Origin of the sequence: Pseudomonas sp. IzPS59, from assembly GCF_014863505.1 — a bacterium.
Taxonomy (GTDB): Bacteria; Pseudomonadota; Gammaproteobacteria; order Pseudomonadales; family Pseudomonadaceae; genus Aquipseudomonas; species Aquipseudomonas kribbensis.
Genome location: NZ_CP062251.1, coordinates 5,478,125 through 5,498,795 on the forward strand (window position 1 = coordinate 5,478,125; position 20,671 = coordinate 5,498,795).

The 20,671-nt window shown below is 61.5% G+C and carries 21 protein-coding genes; 10 read left to right on the top strand and 11 right to left on the bottom strand.

What is annotated here, in order from left to right; all coding sequences use genetic code 11:
• The first annotated feature begins 65 nt into the window (after positions 1-65).
• The 3 genes from IF189_RS24575 (at position 66) to IF189_RS24585 (ending at position 2,409) form a co-directional block, all read left to right on the top strand.
• Positions 66-977 (top strand): LysR family transcriptional regulator, encoded by a 912-nt coding sequence (locus tag IF189_RS24575; RefSeq protein ID WP_192552394.1) that lies wholly within the window; start codon positions 66-68, stop codon positions 975-977.
• A gap of 131 nt (positions 978-1,108) precedes the next feature.
• Positions 1,109-1,549: a type II 3-dehydroquinate dehydratase gene (gene aroQ / locus IF189_RS24580; protein ID WP_011336043.1), complete on the top strand. Its 441-nt coding sequence runs from the start codon at positions 1,109-1,111 to the stop codon at positions 1,547-1,549.
• 5 nt (positions 1,550-1,554) lie between these two features.
• Entirely contained in the window at positions 1,555-2,409 is an 855-nt protein-coding gene (locus IF189_RS24585; protein ID WP_192552395.1) for a shikimate dehydrogenase, read from the top strand.
• Between the two features lie 33 nt (positions 2,410-2,442).
• Here IF189_RS24585 and IF189_RS24590 read toward each other — a convergent pair whose 3' ends face one another.
• Both IF189_RS24590 and quiC read right to left on the bottom strand, forming a co-directional pair.
• Positions 2,443-3,120 carry a TetR family transcriptional regulator gene (locus IF189_RS24590; RefSeq protein WP_114885674.1) on the bottom strand — a complete coding sequence of 226 codons (678 nt, stop codon included), beginning with the start codon at positions 3,118-3,120 and terminating at the stop codon, positions 2,443-2,445.
• Between the two features lie 102 nt (positions 3,121-3,222).
• On the bottom strand, positions 3,223-5,124 hold the full coding sequence (gene quiC, locus IF189_RS24595; RefSeq protein WP_134828182.1) for a 3-dehydroshikimate dehydratase QuiC: 1,902 nt from the start codon (positions 5,122-5,124) through the stop codon (positions 3,223-3,225).
• 272 nt (positions 5,125-5,396) lie between these two features.
• Between quiC and IF189_RS24600 the strand changes: the two genes are divergently transcribed.
• Positions 5,397-6,734, top strand: a complete 1,338-nt coding sequence (locus IF189_RS24600) for an MFS transporter (RefSeq protein ID WP_192552396.1) — start codon at positions 5,397-5,399, stop codon at positions 6,732-6,734.
• 42 nt (positions 6,735-6,776) lie between these two features.
• Here IF189_RS24600 and IF189_RS24605 read toward each other — a convergent pair whose 3' ends face one another.
• Positions 6,777-7,655: a DMT family transporter gene (locus IF189_RS24605; protein ID WP_192552397.1), complete on the bottom strand. Its 879-nt coding sequence runs from the start codon at positions 7,653-7,655 to the stop codon at positions 6,777-6,779.
• Between the two features lie 145 nt (positions 7,656-7,800).
• On the bottom strand, positions 7,801-8,577 hold the full coding sequence (locus IF189_RS24610; protein WP_134828185.1) for an IclR family transcriptional regulator: 777 nt from the start codon (positions 8,575-8,577) through the stop codon (positions 7,801-7,803).
• A 176-nt stretch (positions 8,578-8,753) separates the two neighbouring features.
• Between IF189_RS24610 and IF189_RS24615 the strand changes: the two genes are divergently transcribed.
• The 3 genes from IF189_RS24615 (at position 8,754) to IF189_RS24625 (ending at position 11,611) form a co-directional block, all read left to right on the top strand.
• Entirely contained in the window at positions 8,754-9,587 is an 834-nt protein-coding gene (locus IF189_RS24615; protein WP_192552398.1) for an aldo/keto reductase, read from the top strand.
• 182 nt (positions 9,588-9,769) lie between these two features.
• Positions 9,770-10,657 (top strand): neutral zinc metallopeptidase, encoded by an 888-nt coding sequence (locus tag IF189_RS24620; protein ID WP_085712238.1) that lies wholly within the window; start codon positions 9,770-9,772, stop codon positions 10,655-10,657.
• Positions 10,658-11,611: an alpha/beta hydrolase gene (locus IF189_RS24625; protein ID WP_134828188.1), complete on the top strand. Its 954-nt coding sequence runs from the start codon at positions 10,658-10,660 to the stop codon at positions 11,609-11,611.
• A gap of 29 nt (positions 11,612-11,640) precedes the next feature.
• On the opposite strand, the gene IF189_RS24630 is transcribed toward IF189_RS24625, so the two are convergent.
• From IF189_RS24630 to IF189_RS24640, 3 genes are all read right to left on the bottom strand, one after another.
• Positions 11,641-12,234, bottom strand: coding sequence for an HAD family hydrolase (locus IF189_RS24630; RefSeq protein WP_134828189.1), 594 nt, complete (start codon positions 12,232-12,234; stop codon positions 11,641-11,643).
• Entirely contained in the window at positions 12,231-13,100 is an 870-nt protein-coding gene (gene tesB, locus IF189_RS24635) for an acyl-CoA thioesterase II (RefSeq protein WP_085712241.1), read from the bottom strand. Before tesB ends, IF189_RS24630 begins: the two co-directional genes overlap by 4 nt.
• 105 nt (positions 13,101-13,205) lie before the next feature.
• The gene (locus IF189_RS24640) at positions 13,206-13,775 is read right to left on the bottom strand and encodes a GNAT family N-acetyltransferase (RefSeq protein ID WP_192552399.1); all 570 of its coding nucleotides are present in this window, start codon (positions 13,773-13,775) and stop codon (positions 13,206-13,208) included.
• 83 nt (positions 13,776-13,858) lie between these two features.
• Between IF189_RS24640 and IF189_RS24645 the strand changes: the two genes are divergently transcribed.
• Both IF189_RS24645 and IF189_RS24650 read left to right on the top strand, forming a co-directional pair.
• Complete coding sequence (locus IF189_RS24645; RefSeq protein WP_192552400.1) at positions 13,859-14,779, top strand: histone deacetylase; 921 nt, start codon at positions 13,859-13,861, stop codon at positions 14,777-14,779.
• Positions 14,780-14,954: 175 nt separating this feature from the next.
• The gene (locus IF189_RS24650; protein WP_192552401.1) at positions 14,955-16,196 is read left to right on the top strand and encodes a TIGR03862 family flavoprotein; all 1,242 of its coding nucleotides are present in this window, start codon (positions 14,955-14,957) and stop codon (positions 16,194-16,196) included.
• Between the two features lie 240 nt (positions 16,197-16,436).
• Here IF189_RS24650 and IF189_RS24655 read toward each other — a convergent pair whose 3' ends face one another.
• Together IF189_RS24655 and yedA are read right to left on the bottom strand one after the other, a co-directional pair.
• On the bottom strand, positions 16,437-17,777 hold the full coding sequence (locus IF189_RS24655; protein WP_134828192.1) for a DEAD/DEAH box helicase: 1,341 nt from the start codon (positions 17,775-17,777) through the stop codon (positions 16,437-16,439).
• 53 nt (positions 17,778-17,830) lie between these two features.
• Positions 17,831-18,769, bottom strand: coding sequence for a drug/metabolite exporter YedA (gene yedA / locus IF189_RS24660; RefSeq protein ID WP_192552402.1), 939 nt, complete (start codon positions 18,767-18,769; stop codon positions 17,831-17,833).
• A gap of 163 nt (positions 18,770-18,932) precedes the next feature.
• Between yedA and IF189_RS24665 the strand changes: the two genes are divergently transcribed.
• Complete coding sequence (locus IF189_RS24665) at positions 18,933-19,388, top strand: Lrp/AsnC family transcriptional regulator (protein ID WP_085687884.1); 456 nt, start codon at positions 18,933-18,935, stop codon at positions 19,386-19,388.
• A 127-nt stretch (positions 19,389-19,515) separates the two neighbouring features.
• Here IF189_RS24665 and IF189_RS24670 read toward each other — a convergent pair whose 3' ends face one another.
• Together IF189_RS24670 and IF189_RS24675 are read right to left on the bottom strand one after the other, a co-directional pair.
• Complete coding sequence (locus IF189_RS24670; RefSeq protein ID WP_134828195.1) at positions 19,516-20,121, bottom strand: PolC-type DNA polymerase III; 606 nt, start codon at positions 20,119-20,121, stop codon at positions 19,516-19,518.
• Between the two features lie 40 nt (positions 20,122-20,161).
• Positions 20,162-20,641 carry an NYN domain-containing protein gene (locus tag IF189_RS24675; RefSeq protein WP_007958730.1) on the bottom strand — a complete coding sequence of 160 codons (480 nt, stop codon included), beginning with the start codon at positions 20,639-20,641 and terminating at the stop codon, positions 20,162-20,164.
• Between the last annotated feature and the right edge of the window lie 30 nt (positions 20,642-20,671).

Genomic DNA, 20,671 nt, shown 5'->3' on the forward strand with positions numbered 1-20,671 from the left:
GCAGTTCTTTCGCAGCGTCCGCGCATTTGCTACATACGAAGACTCATTCCCCGGTGTAATCAATCATGCAGCGACACTTCGACGACCTTCAGCTGGGCAGCATCGAGTTGTTTTGTCTGGCGGCCGAGTACGGCAGTTTCACCGGTGCGGCGCAGGCGGCGTCGGTGACTCCGGCAGCGGTGAGTCGCTCGGTTTCGCGCATGGAGGAACGCCTGGGTGTGCAACTGTTTGCGCGCACTACCCGCAGCGTGAAACTGACCGACAGCGGCCGGCGCTATTACGAAGAATGCCGTCAGGCACTGGCGCAACTGGTGGAGGCGCAACGGGAAGTCATGGGCCAGCAGCAGGAACCGTCCGGCACCTTGCGCATCAGTATTCCTACAACCTACGCCCACCACCGGATCTTGCCGCTGCTGCCGGCCTTTCGTGCGCGCTTCCCGCAAGTGAAGGTCGAGATGCACATCAGCAATCGCAACATCGACTTCGTCGGCGAGGGTTACGACATGGCGATCCGCGTGCGGGCGATCCCCGATTCGGGCCTGATCGCCCGACACCTGGAAGATGCGGCGCTCGTGATGGTCGCCAGCCCCGATTACCTGAAGCGCGCCGGCACGCCACAGACCCTCGGAGACCTCGAACAGCACGAGTGCATCCAGTACGAATTGCCCAGCAGCGGGCGGCGGATTACCTGGCTGTTTTACGAAGAGGACGCGCCACGGGAAATCCTCGCCGATGGCAATTTCTGTTGCTCCGATGACGTGCTCGGTGGCGTGACCCTGGCCAGACACGGCGCCGGGTTGTTCCAGACGTATCGCTTCATCGTCGAAAAAGAACTGGCCGACGGCTCGCTGGTGGAAGTACTCAAACCCTACAGCGGGCGCTCGCGACCGTTCACCTTGCTGTACCCGCAGAATCGCCATATGCCGCTGCGCGTCAGGGCCTTCATCGATTTTCTGGTCGAGCAATTGCCGCATTAATGTCCGATTACCGAACACAAAACGGCGCAGCGACCGTTGATCAATTGATTAAAGTAACCAGCTAGTACAATTTAACTCCACAGGTCGAAACCCTCGGCCCAAGCCAAAAACAATAAGTGGAGTTTGCCCCCATGCCCCCAATCGTTCTGGTGCTCAACGGCCCGAACCTGAACCTGCTCGGCACCCGTGAACCGGCGACCTACGGTCACGAAACCCTGGCCGACATCTCCGCCCTGTGCGGGCGCGCCGCCGAAGAATTCGGCCTGGCCGTGGAGTTTCGCCAGACCAACCACGAAGGCGAATTGCTCGACTGGATTCACGGCGCCCGCCAGCGCTGCGCCGGCATCGTCATCAACCCGGCCGCCTGGACTCACACTTCGGTAGCGATCCGCGACGCCCTGGTCGCCAGCGAATTGCCGGTGATCGAAGTCCACCTGTCCAACGTCCACGCCCGCGAGCCGTTCCGTCATCACTCATTCGTCTCGGCCATCGCCACCGCCGTCATGTGCGGCTTCGGCAGCCACGGCTATCGGCTGGCCCTGGAACATTTCAGCCAGCGGTTGAAGGGGTGAACCGCATGAACCGCAACAACGTGATACTCGCCGGGCTGATCGGCGCCGGCATCCAGGCCTCCCGCACCCCGGCGCTGCATGAACATGAAGGTGATGAACAGGGCCTGCGTTACCTCTATCGACTGATCGATCTCGATCAACTGCAACTGGACAGCAACGCCCTGCCCGACCTGCTGCTGGCCGCCGAGCGAATGAACTACACCGGGCTGAACATCACTTTCCCGTGCAAGCAGGCAATCATCCCGTTGCTCGATGAGTTGTCTCCCGAAGCGCGGGGCATCGGCGCCGTGAACACCGTTGTGCTGAAGGACGGCAAACGCGTCGGCCACAACACCGATTGCCTGGGTTTCGCCGAGGGTTTTCGTCGTGGCCTGCCAGACGTCGCCCGCGAGCGTGTCGTCCAGATGGGCGCCGGTGGCGCAGGCGCGGCAGTGGCCCACGCCTTGCTGAGTGAAGGCGTACGTCAGTTGAGCATTTTTGATGTGGATGTCGAGCGGGCCGAAAGCCTGGCCAACAACCTCAACCAGCATTTCGGCGCTGGCCGGGCCATGGCCGGGCACGATCTGTCGAGCGCGTTGAGTCAGGCCGATGGTCTGGTAAACACCACGCCGATGGGCATGGCCAAACTGCCGGGCATGCCCGTGCCGGCAGCATTGCTGCGGCCAGAGTTGTGGGTAGCGGAGATCGTGTATTTCCCGCTGGAAACCGAACTGCTGCGCAACGCCCGCGCCCTGGGTTGCCGAACCCTGGATGGTGGCAACATGGCGGTGTTTCAGGCAGTGAAGGCGTTTGAACTGTTCAGCGGCGTGGCGCCGGATGCGCAACGAATGCTGGCGCACTTTCAAAGCATGAAGGGATAAAACCGTGAGGGGGCGACGCCCCCTCGACGCCGGTCAGGCCTGCAGGTAGCGCAGCACCGACTCGCAAATCATCTCGCGATGACGCTGTTTGATGGTTTCGTCCGGCAGGTCGATCTGAAAGATCTCACCAAAGGTATGGCGGTTCGACACGCGATAGAAGCAGAACGAACTGATCAGCAGATGCACGTCCAGCGCGTCGAGCCCGGCCCGGAACAGGCCTTCAGCAGCACCCCGAGCCAGGATCTCCCCTAGCGAATCAAGAATCGTGTTGTTCATCGCCTTGATCGCATCGGAACGCTTCACGTACTCGGCGTTGTGGATGTTTTCGATGCAGACGATGCGCACGAAATCGACGTTGCGGTCATGGTGATCAAAGGTGAACTCCACCAGACGCCGGATCGCTTCCACCGGTGGCAGCTCGGCCAGGTGCAGACGGTTTTCGGTGCTGCGGATATCGCCGTAGAGCTTTTCCAGTACCTCGACGTACAGCTGCTCCTTGCTGCCGAAGTAGTAATAGATCATGCGCTTGGAGGTGTGGATACGCTCGGCGATCGCATCGACGCGGGCGCCGGACAGGCCCTGCTGGACGAACTCGACGATCGCTTCCTGCAGGATGTTCTCGCGGGTTTTTTCCGGGTTGTTCTTGCGACTCTTGCGCGGCTCTACCGCTGATGAAACGGGGGCTGCGGAAAGTTCTGAAGTCATTGTCATTGCGGGCTCACGGCCATCACTGCACAGGCTGGCGATTATGGGCCGCGCGGCACAGTGAAGGAAGCCGCGCGGCCCGTGTTTAATCCCGCGTTTACGAATTTCCTACAACTTCGCCTGGCGAACGGCGCCACTGCGTGCTTTGGCCATCGCCGCCAGTCGCACCGCGACGTTGGCCGCGCCGTAACCGGCGTAACCGTTCTTGCGCTGAATGATCTCGAAGAAGAACCGCCCTTCGAACGGCTCGGTGTAGACGTGGAACAGCTCGCCGCCCTGAGCATCGCGGTCATACAGCACGTTGTAGTAGGCCAGCTCGCTGAGGAACTCGTCATCGAAATCGAAACGCGCCGCGAGGTCATCGTAATAGTTGAGCGGAATATCCAGCAGCGGCACGCCCGCCTCTTTCGCCCGGCGAACCTGAGCAAAGATGTCGTCGCAATCGAAGGCGATGTGATGCACCCCGGAGCCGCGATAACTCGACAGCGCGTGTGAGATCGCGGTGTTGCGGTTCTCGGAAATGTTCAGCGGCAGACGGATCGAACTGTCGCGACTGCGCAGGGCTCGGCTCTTCACCAGACCGTACGGATCGGGCAGCACCACTTCGTCGTCGGCCTCGAAATCCAGCAGGCTCTTGTAGAAGAGCACCCAGCTGTCGAGGCTGTCTGCCGGCAACGCCATGGCCATGTGATCGATGCGTTTGAGCCCGCCACTTGTCACCGCGCCCGGCAGCAGATTGAAGTCGGTGCCGTAGACATCCGCTTCCTCATCCACCAGATAAATCAGGCTGCCATCCGGCGCACGCACCGCTGCCAATTCCAGCTCGTTGGGGCCGACCAGCCCGCGATACGGCTGACCTTTATAGGCAACGGCCCGCGCCAGCGCACTGGCGCTGTCCTTGACCCGCACGGCGGTGGCGCACAGCGACGGGCCGTGGGCCTCGAAGAAACTGTGGCCGAACGAATAAGGCTCGGAGTTGAGGATCAGGTTGATATCGCCCTGGCGCAGCAGGCTGACACTTTTCGAACGATGCTGCCCGGCCTTGACGAACCCCAACCGCTCCAGCCAGTTCGACAGCTTGGCGCCGAGGGCTTCGTCGACGGCGAACTCCAGAAACTCGATGCCGTTGTACTCGCTGGCCTTCGGCGTCGCGAAGAGGATTTCGCGGTTATCCACAGGGCGGATTTCCTGCTCGAGACGCTGGCGGGTCTTCTCTTCCAGATACAACAGCGAACGCAAACCGTCGGCGGCATTGGCCCGAGGCGGCGCGGCACGGAAGCCGTCGTTGAAGATTTCCAGCGACAACGGCCCGGTGTAGCCGCTCTGGATGATTGGCGCTAGGAAACCCGGCAGATCGAATTCGCCCTGTCCCGGGAAGCAGCGGAAATGCCGGCTCCACTCCAGCACATCCATCGCCAGGATCGGCGCGTCGGCCATCTGCACGAAGAAAATCTTGTCGCCGGGAATCTCGGCAATCGCCCGTGGATCGCCCTTGAGCGACAGGGTGTGGAAGCTGTCGAGCAACACGCCAAGGCTTGGGTGATCGGCCTGACGCACGATGTCCCAGACCTGTTGATAAGTATTGACGTGACGGCCCCAGGCCAACGCCTCGTAACCGATGCGCAAGCCACGAGCAACGGCGCGCTCGGCCAGCAGGCGCAAGTCGTCGATGAGGATCTGCTGATCGCCGACGCTGTCGGGAGAAGCATTGCTGCAGACCAGCACCAGGTCGGTGCCCAGTTCCTGCATCAGGTCGAACTTGCGTTCGGCCCGCTCCAGGTTGCGCTCCAGCCGATCGCGGCGGCAGCCTTCAAAATCGCGGAATGGCTGGAACAGCGTGATGGCAATTCCGAGGTCGGCACACATCTGCCTGATTTCCCGGGGACTGCCGTCGTAATACAGAAGGTCGTTCTCGAAGATCTCCACCCCGTCGAACCCGGCGGCGGCAATGGCTTCGAGTTTTTCCGGCAGGGTTCCGCTCAAGGAAACGGTGGCAATGGATCGCTGCATGTTTCAACTCCCGGTGGAGACGTCGGCTACGGTGATTGCGCCGCTTTTATAAGGTGAGCGAATTATTGGTCCCGGTTTTTCTTTGAGCAATTTAAACTGTACTACCCGGTTAGTTTTGCGTGCGATTATCGAACACAATGCCGGTTTGGCGAATTGACGATTTTTCGCCCACTGCCCAACATCCCTTTCACCTTGAGTCCGGATCTGAACCACCGGTCGCAGCGTGCACAAGAAAGCACACCAAATAACAAATCCAAAAACGGGTGGAACACATGATTCCTTCACAGACTTCCCGCATGGCTCCGGCCATGAGCACTGCCACGGGTGGCATCGGCGACAAGATCCGCGGCGCCATGGCCGTCGGCAAGACCCGTTGGGGCATGCTGGCGCTGGTTTTTTTCGCCACCACCCTGAACTACATCGACCGCGCCGCCCTCGGCGTCATGCAGCCGATCCTCGCCAAGGAAATGAGCTGGACGGCGATGGACTACGCCAACATCAACTTCTGGTTTCAAGTCGGCTACGCCATCGGCTTCGTGCTGCAAGGGCGGCTGATCGACCGGGTCGGCGTGAAACGCGTGTTCTTCTGCGCGGTGCTGCTCTGGAGCCTGGCCACCGGCGCCCATGGCCTGGCGACCTCAGCAGTGGGCTTCATGGTCTGCCGCTTCATCCTCGGCCTGACCGAAGCGGCCAACTACCCGGCCTGTGTGAAAACCACGCGCCTGTGGTTCCCGGCCGGCGAGCGAGCAGTGGCCACCGGCATCTTCAACGCCGGCACCAACGTCGGTGCGATGTTCACCCCGATGCTGCTGCCGTTGATTCTGCATGTGTGGGGCTGGCAGGCCGCGTTCCTGTGCATGTCGGCACTGGGCGGGATCTGGCTGCTGTTCTGGGGCCTGAAGTATTTCAACCCGGAAGATCACCCGAGCGTGAAACAGTCGGAGCTGGACTACATCCAGAAAGAAGTCGAACCGGAACAGGCCCGCGTACCGTTCTCGCGAATCCTGCGCATGCGCGGCACCTGGGCCTTCGCCCTCGCCTACTCGCTGACCGCGCCGGTGTTCTGGTTCTACCTGTACTGGCTGCCGCCGTTTCTCAATCAGCAATACAACCTGGGCATCAACGTCACCCAGATGGGCATTCCGCTGATCATCATCTACGTCACCGCCGACTTCGGCAGCGTAGGCGGCGGGATTCTGTCTTCGTTCCTGATCGGTCGCGGCATGAACTCGATCAAGGCGCGGCTGTTGTCGATGTTCCTGTTCGCCTGCTGCATCATCGGCGTGGTCATGGCCGCCGGTTCCGCCAACCTGTGGATCGCAGTGGCCGCCATCTCCCTGGCCATCGGCGCGCACCAGGCCTGGACCGCCAACATCTGGAGTCTGGTGATGGACTACACGCCCAAGCACATGATGAGCACGGTGTTCGGTTTCGGCGGCATGTGCGCGGCAATCGGCGGGATGTTCATGACTCAGATCGTCGGCCACATCCTCACCGTCACCAACAACAACTACACCGTGCTGTTCACCCTGATCCCGGCGATGTACTTCATTGCGCTGGCCTGGATGTACTTCATGGCACCGCGCAAGATTCCTACGGTTACCGAATAACCTTCCTGCACTGACCGGCCTGTTTTCAGGCCGGTTGTCCTTTCAGCGCCGGCTCTGCTGCCACGCTGCCGCCAGCCCGCTGCAACAGATCACCGCAATCCCAATGACCGTCATCAGGGTCGGCGTGTGCGCGAACAGCAACCACCCCAGCAACCCCGCAAATACGATCTGGCAATAGCCGAACGGCGCCAGCAGTGCCGGCGCGGCGTGCCGGAATGCCTGGGTCAGAAACAGGTGTGCCGTCATCCCGCACGTGCCCAGCGCCAGCATCAACATCGCATGGCCGAGACTCGGCACCTGCCAGAAGAACGGCACCAGCGCACTCATCACCAGCGTGTTGCACAACCCGGCGAAAAAGTTGCTGGTAGTTGGGCTGTCAACTTCGCTGAGCTTGCGGGTGAGCAACTGATAGAAGCAGAAAAACAGCGCCGAACAGAACGGCAACAGAATCGCCGGGGTGAACAATTCACCACCGGGGTGGACGATGATCAGCACGCCGATAAACCCGCAGATCACTGCGATCCACTGCCCCCGCGTCACCCGCTCCTTGAGCAACGGCACCGACAGCGCCGTCACAAGCACCGGCGCGAGAAAGTTGACCGAAGTGGCTTCGGCCAACGGGATGTACAGCAGCGCCGTAGTGAAAAACAGACTGGTGCCCAGCAGGCACAACGCCCGCGCCAATTGCCATAACGGGCGTTTGGTGCGCAGCACACGCAACCCGGACTGCGGCAGGAAAATCCCCGCCATCAACAGCGTGTGCACCAGATACCGCGCCCACACCACCATGACGATCGGATAAAAACCCGAGAGGTATTTCGACAGCGCATCGTGGCTGGAGAACAGAAACGTCGCCACGACAATCAGCAAGATCCCCTTGAAGGGTTGGTTGACGCCGGAAAGCGGTGTGCTGACAGTCATTGGCGATCTCTGGAATTCAAAATGAGGAAAGAGCCTCCAGCGATAATTTAGAACCCGGTTCCAAATTCTCACACCCTTCAAGCCAAATTCTGTGCGATCAACGCACAGCTTTACAGACAACCCGAACTCGCCTGCCGTTTCGCGGCTAGACGAACAGCTCCGAAGCCAGGCTCGCCGCCGACAACTCCTCGGTAAACTTCAACAACAGCGGCGCCAGCTCATGCAACCTCGCCCCCGGCAGCCGCGCACTCGGCCCGGCAATGCTCAACACGCCGATAACCCGGCCATCGGCCGGATGCCGCACCACGGCAGCGATAGCCGATGTGCCCACCGCCGAGCTTTCCTCGACACAGGCGTAACCCTGTTCCCGCGCCACGCGCAGATGTTCGAGCAGTTCAATGTTGGTTCGTGGTGCATTCGGCCCGATATCCGCCGGTATTTCGGCGGCCTGACGCTCAACCAGCGACAAGGCCTCGGCATCACTCATGCTCGCCAGCCACGCATGGCCGGACGCGGTGTAGAACAGCGGCGCATCGCGCCCCATGTCTGGGTCGTAACGCAAACCGCTGCGCGCGCCCTGTGATTTGGCGATCCAGGTCTGGCGCTCACCGTCGGTGACGCCCAGCCGCACCAGTTCGCCGGTTTCCTGCGCCAGCCGATCAAGCACCGGCTGCACGATGTCGGCGCCGCTGCTCGACAGGTAGCGAAAGCCCATCGCCACCAATTTGGTCGACAAGTGATAACGCAGGGTTTCCGGGTTCTGCCGCACATAACCCAGCCGGGACAACTCGGCGAGCAAGCGGTGGGTCGCACTTTTCGGAATGTCGATTTGTTCCGCGAGGGTTTGCAGCGGCAGTCCGCGCGGCTCGTGGGTAAGGCTTTCGAGCACGCTGAAAACCCGTTCGATCTGACTGCCGGCCATGGTGCGATCCCAGTGAAATTTTGCCGATTCTAAAATACATATCACTGATTGCAAAATCTGGAACTTTTCGCTCGATAATCGCCCCCTTTCTCGGCTGACGAGTTGCTGATGTTGGCCGGCGTTGTTTAGTTTTCAGAATCCCATTCTGAAACCCATCAATGCAGGAAGCGCCGACCATGCAGCACATCGTCAACCAACACGGACTGAACCTGCCCAAACTCGGCCTTGGCACGTGGCCGATGCTCGGCGACGAATGCACCCGCGCCGTGGAGCAGGCGCTGGAACTCGGTTACCGGCACATCGACACGGCAGCGGCCTACAACAATGAAGACGCCGTCGGACAGGCACTGGCGAATACACCGATACCCCGCGAGCAGATCCACGTCACCACCAAGGTCTGGTGGGACCAGTTGCAACCCGATGCCATGCGTCACTCGCTGGAGCGCAGCCTCAAGGCCTTGCGCAGCGAGTACGTCGATCTGTTCATGATCCATTGGCCGACCACCGACTGGGACTTGCCGCGCACTCTCGAGACCCTCGCCTCGTTCAAGGAGCAAGGTCTGGCTCGCAACATCGGTGTGGCGAATTTTCCGCTGCCGTTGCTGCGCAAAGTCGTCGAGGAATACGGCATTCCTCTGTCAGCGATTCAGGTCGAGTACCACGTCCTGCTCGGACAAAACGCTCTGCTCGACTACGCCCGCCAACACGACCTGGCGCTGACGGCCTACACGCCGCTGGCACGCAACAAGGTCTCGGAGATTGCGCAGATTCAACAAATCGCCGAAAAACACGGCGTGCTGCCGACTCAGGTCGCGTTGAAGTGGTTGCTGGATCAGGACAATGTCGCGGCGATTCCCAAGGCCAGCAGCAAGACCAATCAACTGGCCAACCTCGCTTCACTGAATGTGGAACTGGACGATGACGACCGCGCACTGATTGCCGCGTTGTCCAAACGCGAACGTCAGGTCAGCCCGGACTTCGCTCCGGTGTGGGACGCCTTCGACCGCTGACCCGGCGAAAGAAATCCGCCGGTGGATTGAATTCCCGGCGCTCATGCTCGTCAATAACAGGCCCGACCTCGTCCCCCGAGGTCGGGCCTGTTTGCCTGTGTACGAATGGACGGACGACCGGACTGGCGCCACACTCACACACCAGCAACACTCATCACCACGATCAGACAGAGGATTCCCACATGCTATGGAGAAAAGGTCGACGCAGTGACAACGTCGTCGATGCCCGTGGCGATGACATGGGCGGTGGTGGCGGCATGCGTTTCGGTGGCGGCAAGGGCCTGAGCCTCGGGGCGATTCTGCTGATCGTCGGCATTGGCTGGATCACCGGGCAGGACCCGTTGCAGATCCTCGGCCAACTCACCGGGCAGATGACCGAGCAATCGGCCCCTACTTCGCAAACCCGTCAGGCACCGCCGGCCAACGATGAACAGGCCGAATTCGTGCGCTCGATCCTCGGCGACACCGAAGACACCTGGGGCGCGATCTTCCAGCAGGCCGGCCGCCAATATAAGGATCCGACCCTGGTGCTGTTCAGCAACCGGGTCAACTCCGCCTGCGGCATGGCCACCTCGGCCACCGGCCCGTTCTATTGCCCGGCAGACCAGAAGGTCTATCTGGACATGGCGTTCTTCCAGGAAATGGCCCAACGCTTCAAGGCCGCCGGCGACTTCGCCCAGGCCTACGTGATCGCTCACGAAGTCGGACACCATGTGCAGACGCTTCTCGGCGTCTCGGCGAAAATTCAGGCCGCCCGCCAGCAAGGCCGGCAGATGCAAGGTGATGGTGGTCTGCTGGTGCGTCAGGAACTGCAAGCCGACTGCCTGGCTGGCGTCTGGGCCTACCATGCGCAGAAACGCCTGAACTGGCTGGAGCCGGGCGATATCGAAGAAGCCTTGAACGCGGCGAACGCCATCGGTGATGATCGCTTGCAACAACAGGGTCAGGGCCGTGTGGTGCCGGACTCGTTCACCCACGGTACGTCGGCGCAAAGGGTGCGCTGGTTCAAAACCGGATTCGCCCAGGGCCAGGTCGGCCAGTGCGATACCTTTGCGGCGAAAAACCTGTAAATGCATAAATGGCTGTTGGCTTTACTGTTCATCGGCGGCACCGCACAAGCGGCCGGCGTCGACGCGATCAGCCCCGGACGCCTGCAGTTGCAGGCTGGCGAAATGGCGGTGGGCATCGGCCCGGCGCCAGCGAAAATCGAGCGGGTGCTGATCGTCATTCATGGCAAGCTGCGCAACGCCGAGACCTATCGCAAGAGTGGCGAGAGCGCCGCCGAACTGGCCGGGCAAACCGCCAACACCCTGGTGATCGCACCGCAGTTTCTCAACGAAAGCGATGTCGCCCTCTATTCGTTGCCCCCCAGCGTGCTGCGCTGGAAGGGCAATGAATGGATGGGCGGCGGGTTATCCACAGGGCCGAACGCGCTCAGTTCCTATGCCGCCCTCGACGAAATCATTGGCCGACTGAGCGACCGCAAGCAGTTTCCGGACGTGAAGCAGATCGTGATCTTCGGCCACTCCGGCGGCGGTCAGGTAGTGCAGCGCTATGCCCTGCTCGCACGCGAGCAACCGGCGCTCAAGGCTGAAGGCATTCGCTTGCGGTATGTGGTGGCCAACCCGTCGTCCTACGCCTACTTCAACGAGCAACGGCCGGTGGCGTTCGATCATGCGCAGTGCCCGGGCTTCAACCGCTGGAAGTACGGTCTGGTGGATCCGCCGATTTACTCCGGTGGGCAAACGCCCGCGCAGCTTGAAGGCAGTTACGTCAAACGCGAGGTGATTTATCTGCTGGGGCAGCAGGACACTGACCCCCATCACCCGGCGCTGGACAAGAGCTGTGCTGCCGAGGCCCAAGGTACTTATCGACTGGAACGCGGAAAGCTGTTTTTCAGCTATCTGCTGCGTCGGCATCCGGAAGGGGTGAATCAACGGCTGGTTGAAGTGCCCGGTGTCGGGCATAACGGCGATGGCATGCTGACCTCGCCGGAAGGTCAGAAAGCAATCTTCGACCAATAAAAAACGGGGGCCAAAGCCCCCGTTTTTTTTCAAGCGAACAACACCCGCCGCAACTCCACACAATCCTTCGCATGCCAGTCGGTCAGCTCCGGCCAGGGATTGTCCGGCAGGTTCACCAGCACCGTGTGCGCCCCGGCGGCCCGGCCGCAATCGAGGTCGAAGCGGTAATCGCCGACCATCACCATCTCGCTCGCCGGCACTTGCCATGCATCGGCCAATTTCAGCAGGCCACCCGGATGCGGTTTCGGCGGCGCTTCATCGCGGCCCAGCACGTCCTCCACCGCAAAGCAGTCCGCCAGGCCGATAGCCTCCAGCGTCACATGGGCCAATTCCCGCGCATTGCGGGTCAGGATGCCGAGGCGATAACCCCGCGCGTGCAGCTCACGCACCAGCTCCACCGCTCCGACTGCCGGGGTCGAGCCGAGCGCCAGATCCCGCTCATGCTCCAGCAGCCACGCATGTTTCGCCGCCGCTTCTTCGGCGGGCAACGCCGCGAGGTGCGTGAGGATGTCGTCCTCCGGGGGGATCGCCAGCGCCACGCGAATCGCCGCGAAATCATGCACGGCGACGGTCAGGGTGCCGTCCATGTCGAACACCCAGTGCCGCACCTCCGCCAGACTCATGCCCAGTCCTTGCGATGACGGATCAGGCCTTCCTGAGTCACCGACGCTACGAGTTGCCCGGCGCGGTTGAACACGCTGCCACGGGAGAACCCGCGAGAGTTGCCGGCCCACGGGCTGTCCATGGCGTAGAGCAACCAGTCATCGGCGCGCAGATCGTTGTGGAACCACAAGGCGTGATCGAGGCTGGCGACCTGCATGTCTTTCTGCCAGACCGATTTGCCGTGGGGCAGCATCGACGTGGTCAGCAGACCGAAGTCCGAGGCGTAGGCCAGCAGGTATTTGTGCAATGCGGGAATGTCGGCCAACGCACCGTCAGCGCGAAACCACACGTACTTGATCGGGTCCGCCGGTTGCGGGTTGTACGGGTCTTTTTCAGTGACCGGGCGCACTTCGATCGGTTTCGGGCACAACAGCTTTTCACGCATGTGTTCCGGGATCAGGTGCGCGCGTTGCTGGGTCAGTTCCAGCTCCGACGGCAGGTTTTCCGGGCCGACCACTTGCGGCATCTGGCTCTGGTGTTCGAAGCCTTCTTCGTCGTACTGGAACGAAGCGCTGCAGGTGAAAATCGGGTGACCCTTCTGGATCGCGGTCACGCGGCGGGTGCTGAAGCTGCCGCCGTCACGCACGCGGTCAACCGAGTAGACCACCGGCAACTTGGCATCGCCCGGACGCAAGAAGTAGCCGTGCATCGAATGCACATGACGCGTCTCTTCAACGGTCTGACTGGCCGCCGACAGCGACTGGCCAAGCACCTGGCCGCCGAACAACTGGCGAAAGCCCAGATCCTGACTGCGACCACGGAACAGGTTTTCCTCGATCGGTTCGAGGGTCAGCAGATCCACCAGATCTTCCAACACTTGGCTCATTCAGACTCTCCTCACACAACGCTATGCCGCGCAGTCTTGGCTGCGGCGGCCAATTCAGGTTCTGGCGCGAGCCATGATCGCGCCATTGTAAACGTCCGTGTCGGCTTAGCCATGCAGGGTCTGCAGCCATTGCTCCCTGGTGATTCGGTACAACAGATGTCGACGCAACGGGTGATCGACAGCCAGTTTCGGGTGATCGAAATCATGGGCCGGGTCGTGATGCATGCCGATGGCCTGCATGACTTTTTCCGACGGCAGATTGCTCTGCGCGGTGAAGGACACGATCTCTTTCAAGGCCAACCGATCAAAGCCGCAACGCAGCGCAGTCCACGCCGCCTCGCTGGCATATCCCAGGCCCCAGTGTTCCTTCGCCAGACGCCAGCCGATTTCCACCGCCGGGGTGAACGGCGCCTCGAAACCGACCACGCCGAGCCCGGTAAAACCGATGAATTCGCCGGTGTCCTTGCGCTCCAGCGCCCACAGGCCGAAGCCGTGTTCGGCGAAGTGGCCGCGCACACGGCCGATCATTGCGGCACTTTCCAGCCGGCTCAACAGCGCGGGAAAATAGCGCATCACCTGCGGATCGGCGCACATCGCCGCAAATGCCGGCAAATCCGCGTCCTGCCACTGACGCATCAGCAGTCGCGCGCTTTCCAGCTGCAGTATCGGCTCCATCGTGCCCCTCCGTTTCCATGCCGCCAGTCTACATCGCTGGTAGGCTTTGCACTCTTTCCTACAGCCTTTATGAATAGTCCGCCATGCCATTGCCGTTGATCTACCACGAAGACTACAGCCCCGAGTTTCCGGCGGATCACCGCTTTCCCATGGACAAGTTCCGTCTGCTGCGCGATCACCTGGTGGACAGCGGCCTGACCCGCGACGAAGACCTGCTGCGCCCGGAGCTGTGCCCTGCCGACATCCTCGCCCTGGCCCATGACCGCAACTACATCGAACGTTACATGAGTGGCGAGCTGTCCCGCGAAGACCAGCGGCGCCTCGGTCTGCCATGGAACGAAGCGCTGGCCCGGCGCACGGTGCGGGCTGTCGGCGGTTCGATTCTGGCAGCGGAAAAAGCGCTGGAACATGGTCTGGCCTGTCACCTCGCCGGTGGCACTCATCACGCCCACTACGACTATCCCGCCGGGTTCTGCATCTTCAATGACCTGGCGATCATCAGTCACTACCTGCTGCAAAGCGGCCGGGTGAACCGGGTGCTGATCTTCGATTGCGACGTGCATCAGGGCGACGGCACTGCGCGGATTCTGCACAACACCCCGGAAGCGATCACCGTTTCCCTGCACTGCGAAAAGAACTTTCCTGCACACAAGGCCGAAAGCGACTGGGACATACCGCTGCCCAACGGCATGGGCGATGCCGATTACCTGAAAGTCGTCGACGATGCGCTTAACTACCTGCTGCCGCTGTATCAGCCGGATCTGGTGCTGTACGACGCCGGCGTCGATGTGCACAAGGACGACGCCCTCGGTTATCTGCAACTGACCGACGAAGGCGTTGCGGCCCGCGACGAAAGCGTCATGCGCCATTGCCTGGGCCGCGATATCCCGGTGGTCGGCGTGATCGGCGGTGGCTACAGCAAGGATCGCCAGGCCCTCGCCCGCCGCCACGGCATCCTGCATCACAGTGCGCAGCGCGTCTGGCAGTCATCCGGTTGTCATTGAGTTGTGCTGCGTTACCCACAATGGCTGTGGAACGGCCTGTGGATAACCTGAGCGAAAGGGACTACAGCCCACGCTGAACATGGCCTGCAGCGCACTGGTTGTTTTTTGATCAGGCCTGACGCCGGCCGCTGCTGCTAGAATGCGCGGCTTATTCCGCCACGCTATTGCCGCTGCCATGACTCAGACTTCCGCCGCCCTTCCCGCTCACGTCGCCATCATCGGCGGTGGCCCCGCCGGCCTGATGGCCGCCGAAGTACTGAGCCAGGCCGGAGTCCGCGTCGATCTGTACGACGGCATGCCCTCGGTGGGCCGCAAGTTCCTGCTGGCCGGGGTTGGCGGCATGAACATCACCCATTCCGAAGCCTGGCCGGCGTTCCTCTCGCGCTACGCCGAACGCGCCCCGAACATCGCCCCGCTGCTGCGCGCATTCGACGCCGATGCTCTGTGCCGGTGGATTCACGAGTTGGGCATCGAAACCTTCATCGGCAGCTCCGGCCGGGTGTTCCCTACCGACATGAAAGCCGCGCCGCTGCTGCGCGCCTGGCTCAAACGCCTGCGCGACAGCGGCGTGGTTATCCACACCCGCCACCGCTGGCTCGGCTGGGATGAAAACGGCGCGCTGCGCATCGACAGCCCGGAAGGCGAGAAAACCCTCAGCCCCGACGCCACCCTGCTGGCCCTCGGCGGCGGCAGCTGGTCGCGGCTGGGTTCCGACGGCGCGTGGATGTTGCCGCTGGAGCAACGCGGTGTAGGACTGGCGCCGTTGCAGCCGAGCAATTGCGGCTTCGAGGTGCAGGCCTGGAGCGAAGTGATGGTCAGCAAATTCGCCGGCGCGCCGCTGAAAAATATCGCCATTGGTTTGAACGACGATGTTCCGCGTCTGGGTGAATGCGTGATTACCGCGACCGGGATCGAGGGCAGTCTGATCTACGCCCTGTCGGCGCCGATTCGTGAGGCAATCAATGTGCACGGTGCCGCGACCATTCACATCGACCTGCTGCCCGGCCGGCCTGTGGATAAATTGCAGGCGGCGTTGAGCAAACCCCGGGGTTCACGCTCGATGGCCAAGCATCTGCACAGTCAGGTCGGGATAGATGGGGTAAAGGCGGCGTTGCTGCGTGAACTCACTGACGCCGCAACGTTTGCCGACCCAGCACTGCTGGCCCGGGCGATCAAGACCTTGCCGCTGACACTGGTGAAAACCCGACCGCTGGATGAAGCGATCAGCAGTGCCGGTGGGGTGACGTTCGAGGCGATGGATGAGCGGATGATGCTCAAGGCGTTGCCGGGGGTGTTCTGTGCGGGGGAAATGCTGGATTGGGAGGCGCCGACTGGCGGGTATTTGCTGACGGCGTGTTTTGCCAGTGGCCGGGCGGCGGGGTTGGGGATGCTGGACTGGTTACGACGTAAAAGCTGAGTCGCCCTCACCCCTCACCCCAGCCCTCTCCCCAAGGAGAGGGAGCCGACCGAGGTGTCTGGCGCTAAACATCGACCTGAGAGACCGAGTCGATTATGGATTTATCGATCAAGTGCTTTTCATAACCTGAGTTCGACTCGGTATTGCAGGTCGGCGTAACTCGCCAAAACAACCCCGTCAGTCCCCTCTCCCTCTGGGAGAGGGTTAGGGTGAGGGGGCTTTTGATCTTTAAGGCAATCTTTAAGGCTTACGCTTGCGCGGCCCGGTATTGAACACCGGCACCTTGCGCACAGGCTTGATCGCCACTTCCGGCGCCGGGGTATCCCCGCTGTCCACCCACTTGCCCAGATTGCGCTTGCCACCGCCGCCACCGGAAACTTTCGGCTTCTTCGGTTTTTTCGGTTTCTTGATCACCTGGCCACTGGCATCGGTATCCGGCACGCGGTGCTCCGGTACGAAGTCCGGCTCAACCTCGCGCTTCAAGGTGCTACGGGTCAGCATTTCAATCGCCGACAACATGTTCACTTCATCCGCGCACACCAGCGAAATCGCCTGACCGGTCGAACCCGCGCGGCCAGTCCGGCCGATACGGTGAATGTAATCCTCGGCGACGATCGGCAGATCGAAGTTGACCACCAATGGCAGGTCTTCGATATCCAGACCACGGGCAGCAACATCGGTCGCCACCAGAATCTGCACTTCGCTCAGTTTGAAACGGTCCAGCGCGCGCTGACGGGTCGCCTGCGGCTTGTCGCCGTGGATGCCATCAGCGTTTACGCCCAGGCCCTGAAGTTTCTCGACCAGCGCGTCCACACCATTACGGGTCTTGGCGAACACCAGCACCTGCTTCCACTTGTTCTTGCGCATCAAGTGCACGAACAGTTCCGGCTTGCGCTTCTTGTCCACCGTCACCACCCACTGCTTGACGGTGTTGGCGGCGACGTTGCGCGGGCTGACTTCGATGCTCTGCGGATCGTTGAGCATCTGCCCGGCCAGCAGGCGGATGTCATCGGAGAAGGTCGCGGAGAACAGCAGCGTCTGACGTCTCGATGGCAGCGCGCGGTAAATGTTCGCCAGCTCCTCGGAAAAGCCCAGGTCGAGCATGCGGTCGGCTTCGTCCAGCACCAGGGTTTGCAGCTGATTGAACTTCAGCGCGTTCTGGCGGAACAGGTCGAGCAGACGGCCCGGGGTCGCGACCAGCAGATCGACACCGCCGCGCAGCTTCATCATCTGCGGATTGATGCTGACGCCGCCGTACACCGCGTAAGTGCGCAGTGGCAGGTTTTCAGCGTACTGGCGCACGGCTTCGTGGACTTGTTCGGCCAGTTCGCGGGTCGGCACCAGAATCAGCGCACGCACCGAGTTGGCGGTAACTTTCGGCCCTTCCATCGCCAGCAGTTGCAGCAGCGGCAAGGCAAAACCGGCGGTCTTGCCGGTGCCGGTCTGGGCCGCCGCCATCAGGTCACGACCGGCCAGCACGGCCGGAATGGCCTGCGCCTGCACCGGCGTCGGGGTCTGGTAGCCGAGCTTCTCGAGGGAGCGCAGCAAGGGTTCGATCAGGCCAAGGGTGGCGAAAGTCATGGGAGTACCGTAGGAAAAAATCAGAGCACGTGTGCGATGGCGCGCAGTTTACCCTAATTCGCACGCTGCTCCGTCGCTATGGCAGCCGGCTCGCTGACCACCGGCGGCTGCCGAGGGCGGCGCCACTGCGGCAGACCGATCAGCACCACCGCGCCAATGATCACCAGCATTGCCAGCGCCTCTTCGATACCGATGGTCTCGCCGACAAACACAATCCCCAGCAACACCGCCACCGCCGGGTTCACATAGGCATAACTGGTAGCCGCCGCCGGGCGAACGTTTTTCAACAGATACATGTAAGCGTTGAAGGCGATGATCGAGCCGAAGAAGATCAGGTAAGCCAGCGCCAGCCAGCCTTCCAGTGGCGGCATGGCTTGCAAGTGTTCGCCGCTGGCCGCGCTGCCGATCAGCAGCACTACGCCGCCCACCAGCATTTCCACGGCACTGGCCATTGCGCCTTGAGGCAGCGGCAAGTGTTTGCTCCACACCGAACCAAACGCCCAGCTCGCCGCCGCGAAAATCAGCAGCGCCGCGCCCAGCGGGCTCGATTGCAGGTTGGAACCCATGTTGAGCATCGCGATACCGATAATCCCCATCGCCACCCCGGCCCATTCCAGGCGGGTGTTGCGCGCGCCCCAGAAATAACCGCAGAGCAAAGTGAACAGCGGCACCGTCGCCACCGCCAGCGCCGCGACTCCCGACGCCACGCCGCTGTGCTCGGCCAGGGTCACCGCGCCGTTACCGAAACTGAGCAACAGAATCCCGATGATCCCCGCCGCTTTCCACTGCGCCCAGGTCGGCGCCGGTGCCCCGCGCCAGCGCAGGAACGCGTACATCAGGCTGCCGGCAATCACGAAGCGCACACCGCCGAGCATCAGCGGCGGCCAGTATTCGACGCCGATGCGGATCACCAGATAGGTCGATCCCCAAATCACGTACAACGCAAAAAACGCAGCGATCAACGGCAAGGAAAAACGGCGCAAGGCAGACATGGGCAACTCGAAAGTCAGACACAGGGGATTGGTTATTCTAGAAAGGCCAACCGCTAAAAATAAGTTACAAAACCTGTTTATAGCGCCGGTACACTTTTGAAAGCACGGAGATCGACGGCTGAAACCGTGATTTCGAAAGTCTGGCATTTTCAGGAGTCCGACCTTGGACAAATACGACCGCATGCTGCTTAGCGCCCTGCTCGAAAACGGTCGCGCGTCCTACGCCGACCTCGCCCGCAAAGTGAACCTCTCCGCCCCCGCCGTCGCCGAGCGCGTGGCAAAACTCGAGGCGGCCGGAGTCATCACCGGGTATCAGGCGAACATCGACCTGTCGAAAATCGGCTTGCCGATCCAGTGCGTGATCGAATTGCGCCTCCACCAGAACGGCAGTCAAAAGGTCTACGACGAACTGGTGAAAATTCCGCAATTGACCGAGTGCTTTCGAGTGACGGGCGATCCGTGCGTGATCATGAAGGCCGCGGTGGGTTCGATGCCGGAGCTGGAGGATTTGATCAACCAGGTGGCGAAATTCGGGTTCAGCAAGACGTCGATCGTGTTGTCGAGTGCGATAGAGAAGCGGGTGCCGCTTGGTCATATCGAAGGTAACGGCAAACCCTGAGGCGATGGTGATCCCTGTGGGAGCGGGCTTGCCCGCGATGAGGCCATCAGATCCAACAATTTGGGTGACAGACAATACGCCATCGCGGGCAAGCCCGCTCCCACAGGGAAATGTGTTTGCCTGAGAATCAGCGATAGCGTTGCAGGTGCTCGCCCACTTTAGCGGCCGGGACTTTCTGCAATTTGCACAGCAGGTCGTGCGATAGATCCCGCACCCCATGCTTGTGCCGCAACTCATCCGCCAGATGCGCCAGCAAATTCGCCGCCATCTCCGCATCCGCCATCGCCCTGTGCGCCTGGCCGGTGTGTGGCAACTGGGCAAACGTGGTGAGCGTGCCGAGCTTGTGATTCGGCGCAGCAGGCATCAAGCGCCGGGCCAACAACAGCGAGCAGGCGAAGTTCTGCAAACGGGTGCGTTTGATCCGGCCCAGTTCGAAGTCCCAGAACTTCTGGTCGAAGGCGGCGTTGTGCGCCAGCAAGGGTGTGCAGCCGACGAATTCGTTGACTTCGTTCATTACCTGTTCGGCCGAAGGCGCGGTGCGCAGCATGGCGTTGCTGATGCCGGTGAGTTGTTCGATGAAGGCCGGGACGCGGACGCCGGCGTTCATCAGGCTCTGGTAACGCTCGACGATGCGGCCGTTTTCCAGCATGACCACGGCGATTTCCGTGGCCCGGCAGCTGCTGCTCGGCGAAATGCCGGTGGTTTCAAAGTCGATGACTGCAATGCGTTCCAAACCGGGTTGTACTCCGTCCAAATCAAGTCTGAGCTTGCGCTCAATTTTTCAACAGCAGTGCGCCTTCGATCGGCACGTAACGGCTGGCGGCGCGGATCAGCGAGTTGGCGGTCAGGCCGGGAACGCCGTAGGCCACCGCTTGCACGCCGTGTTTGTTGATGATGCGTTCGAGCAGCATGTCGAAATCGCCGTCACCGGAGGCCAGGACGATTTCGTCGACGTGGTCGGCGGCGTCCATGATGTCGAGGGTGATGCCCACGTCCCAGTCACCCTTGGCCGAGCCGTCGCTGCGCTGGATGTAGGGTTTGAGTTTTACGGTGAAACCGAGGTTGCGCAGGATCTGCTGGAACTGCTGCTGTTTGCTGTCACCCCGGTCGATCGCGTAGGCGTAGGCCTCGACAATCTGCCCGTGCTGGCTGACATCCGCCCACAGCGCCGCGTAGTTGAAGTGGCAACCGTAGGCCTGGCGGACGGTGTAGTAGAGGTTCTGCACATCGGCGAACACTGCGATTTTTTTCACCGGAGTTCCTGTGAGCGCTGACGCGCATGA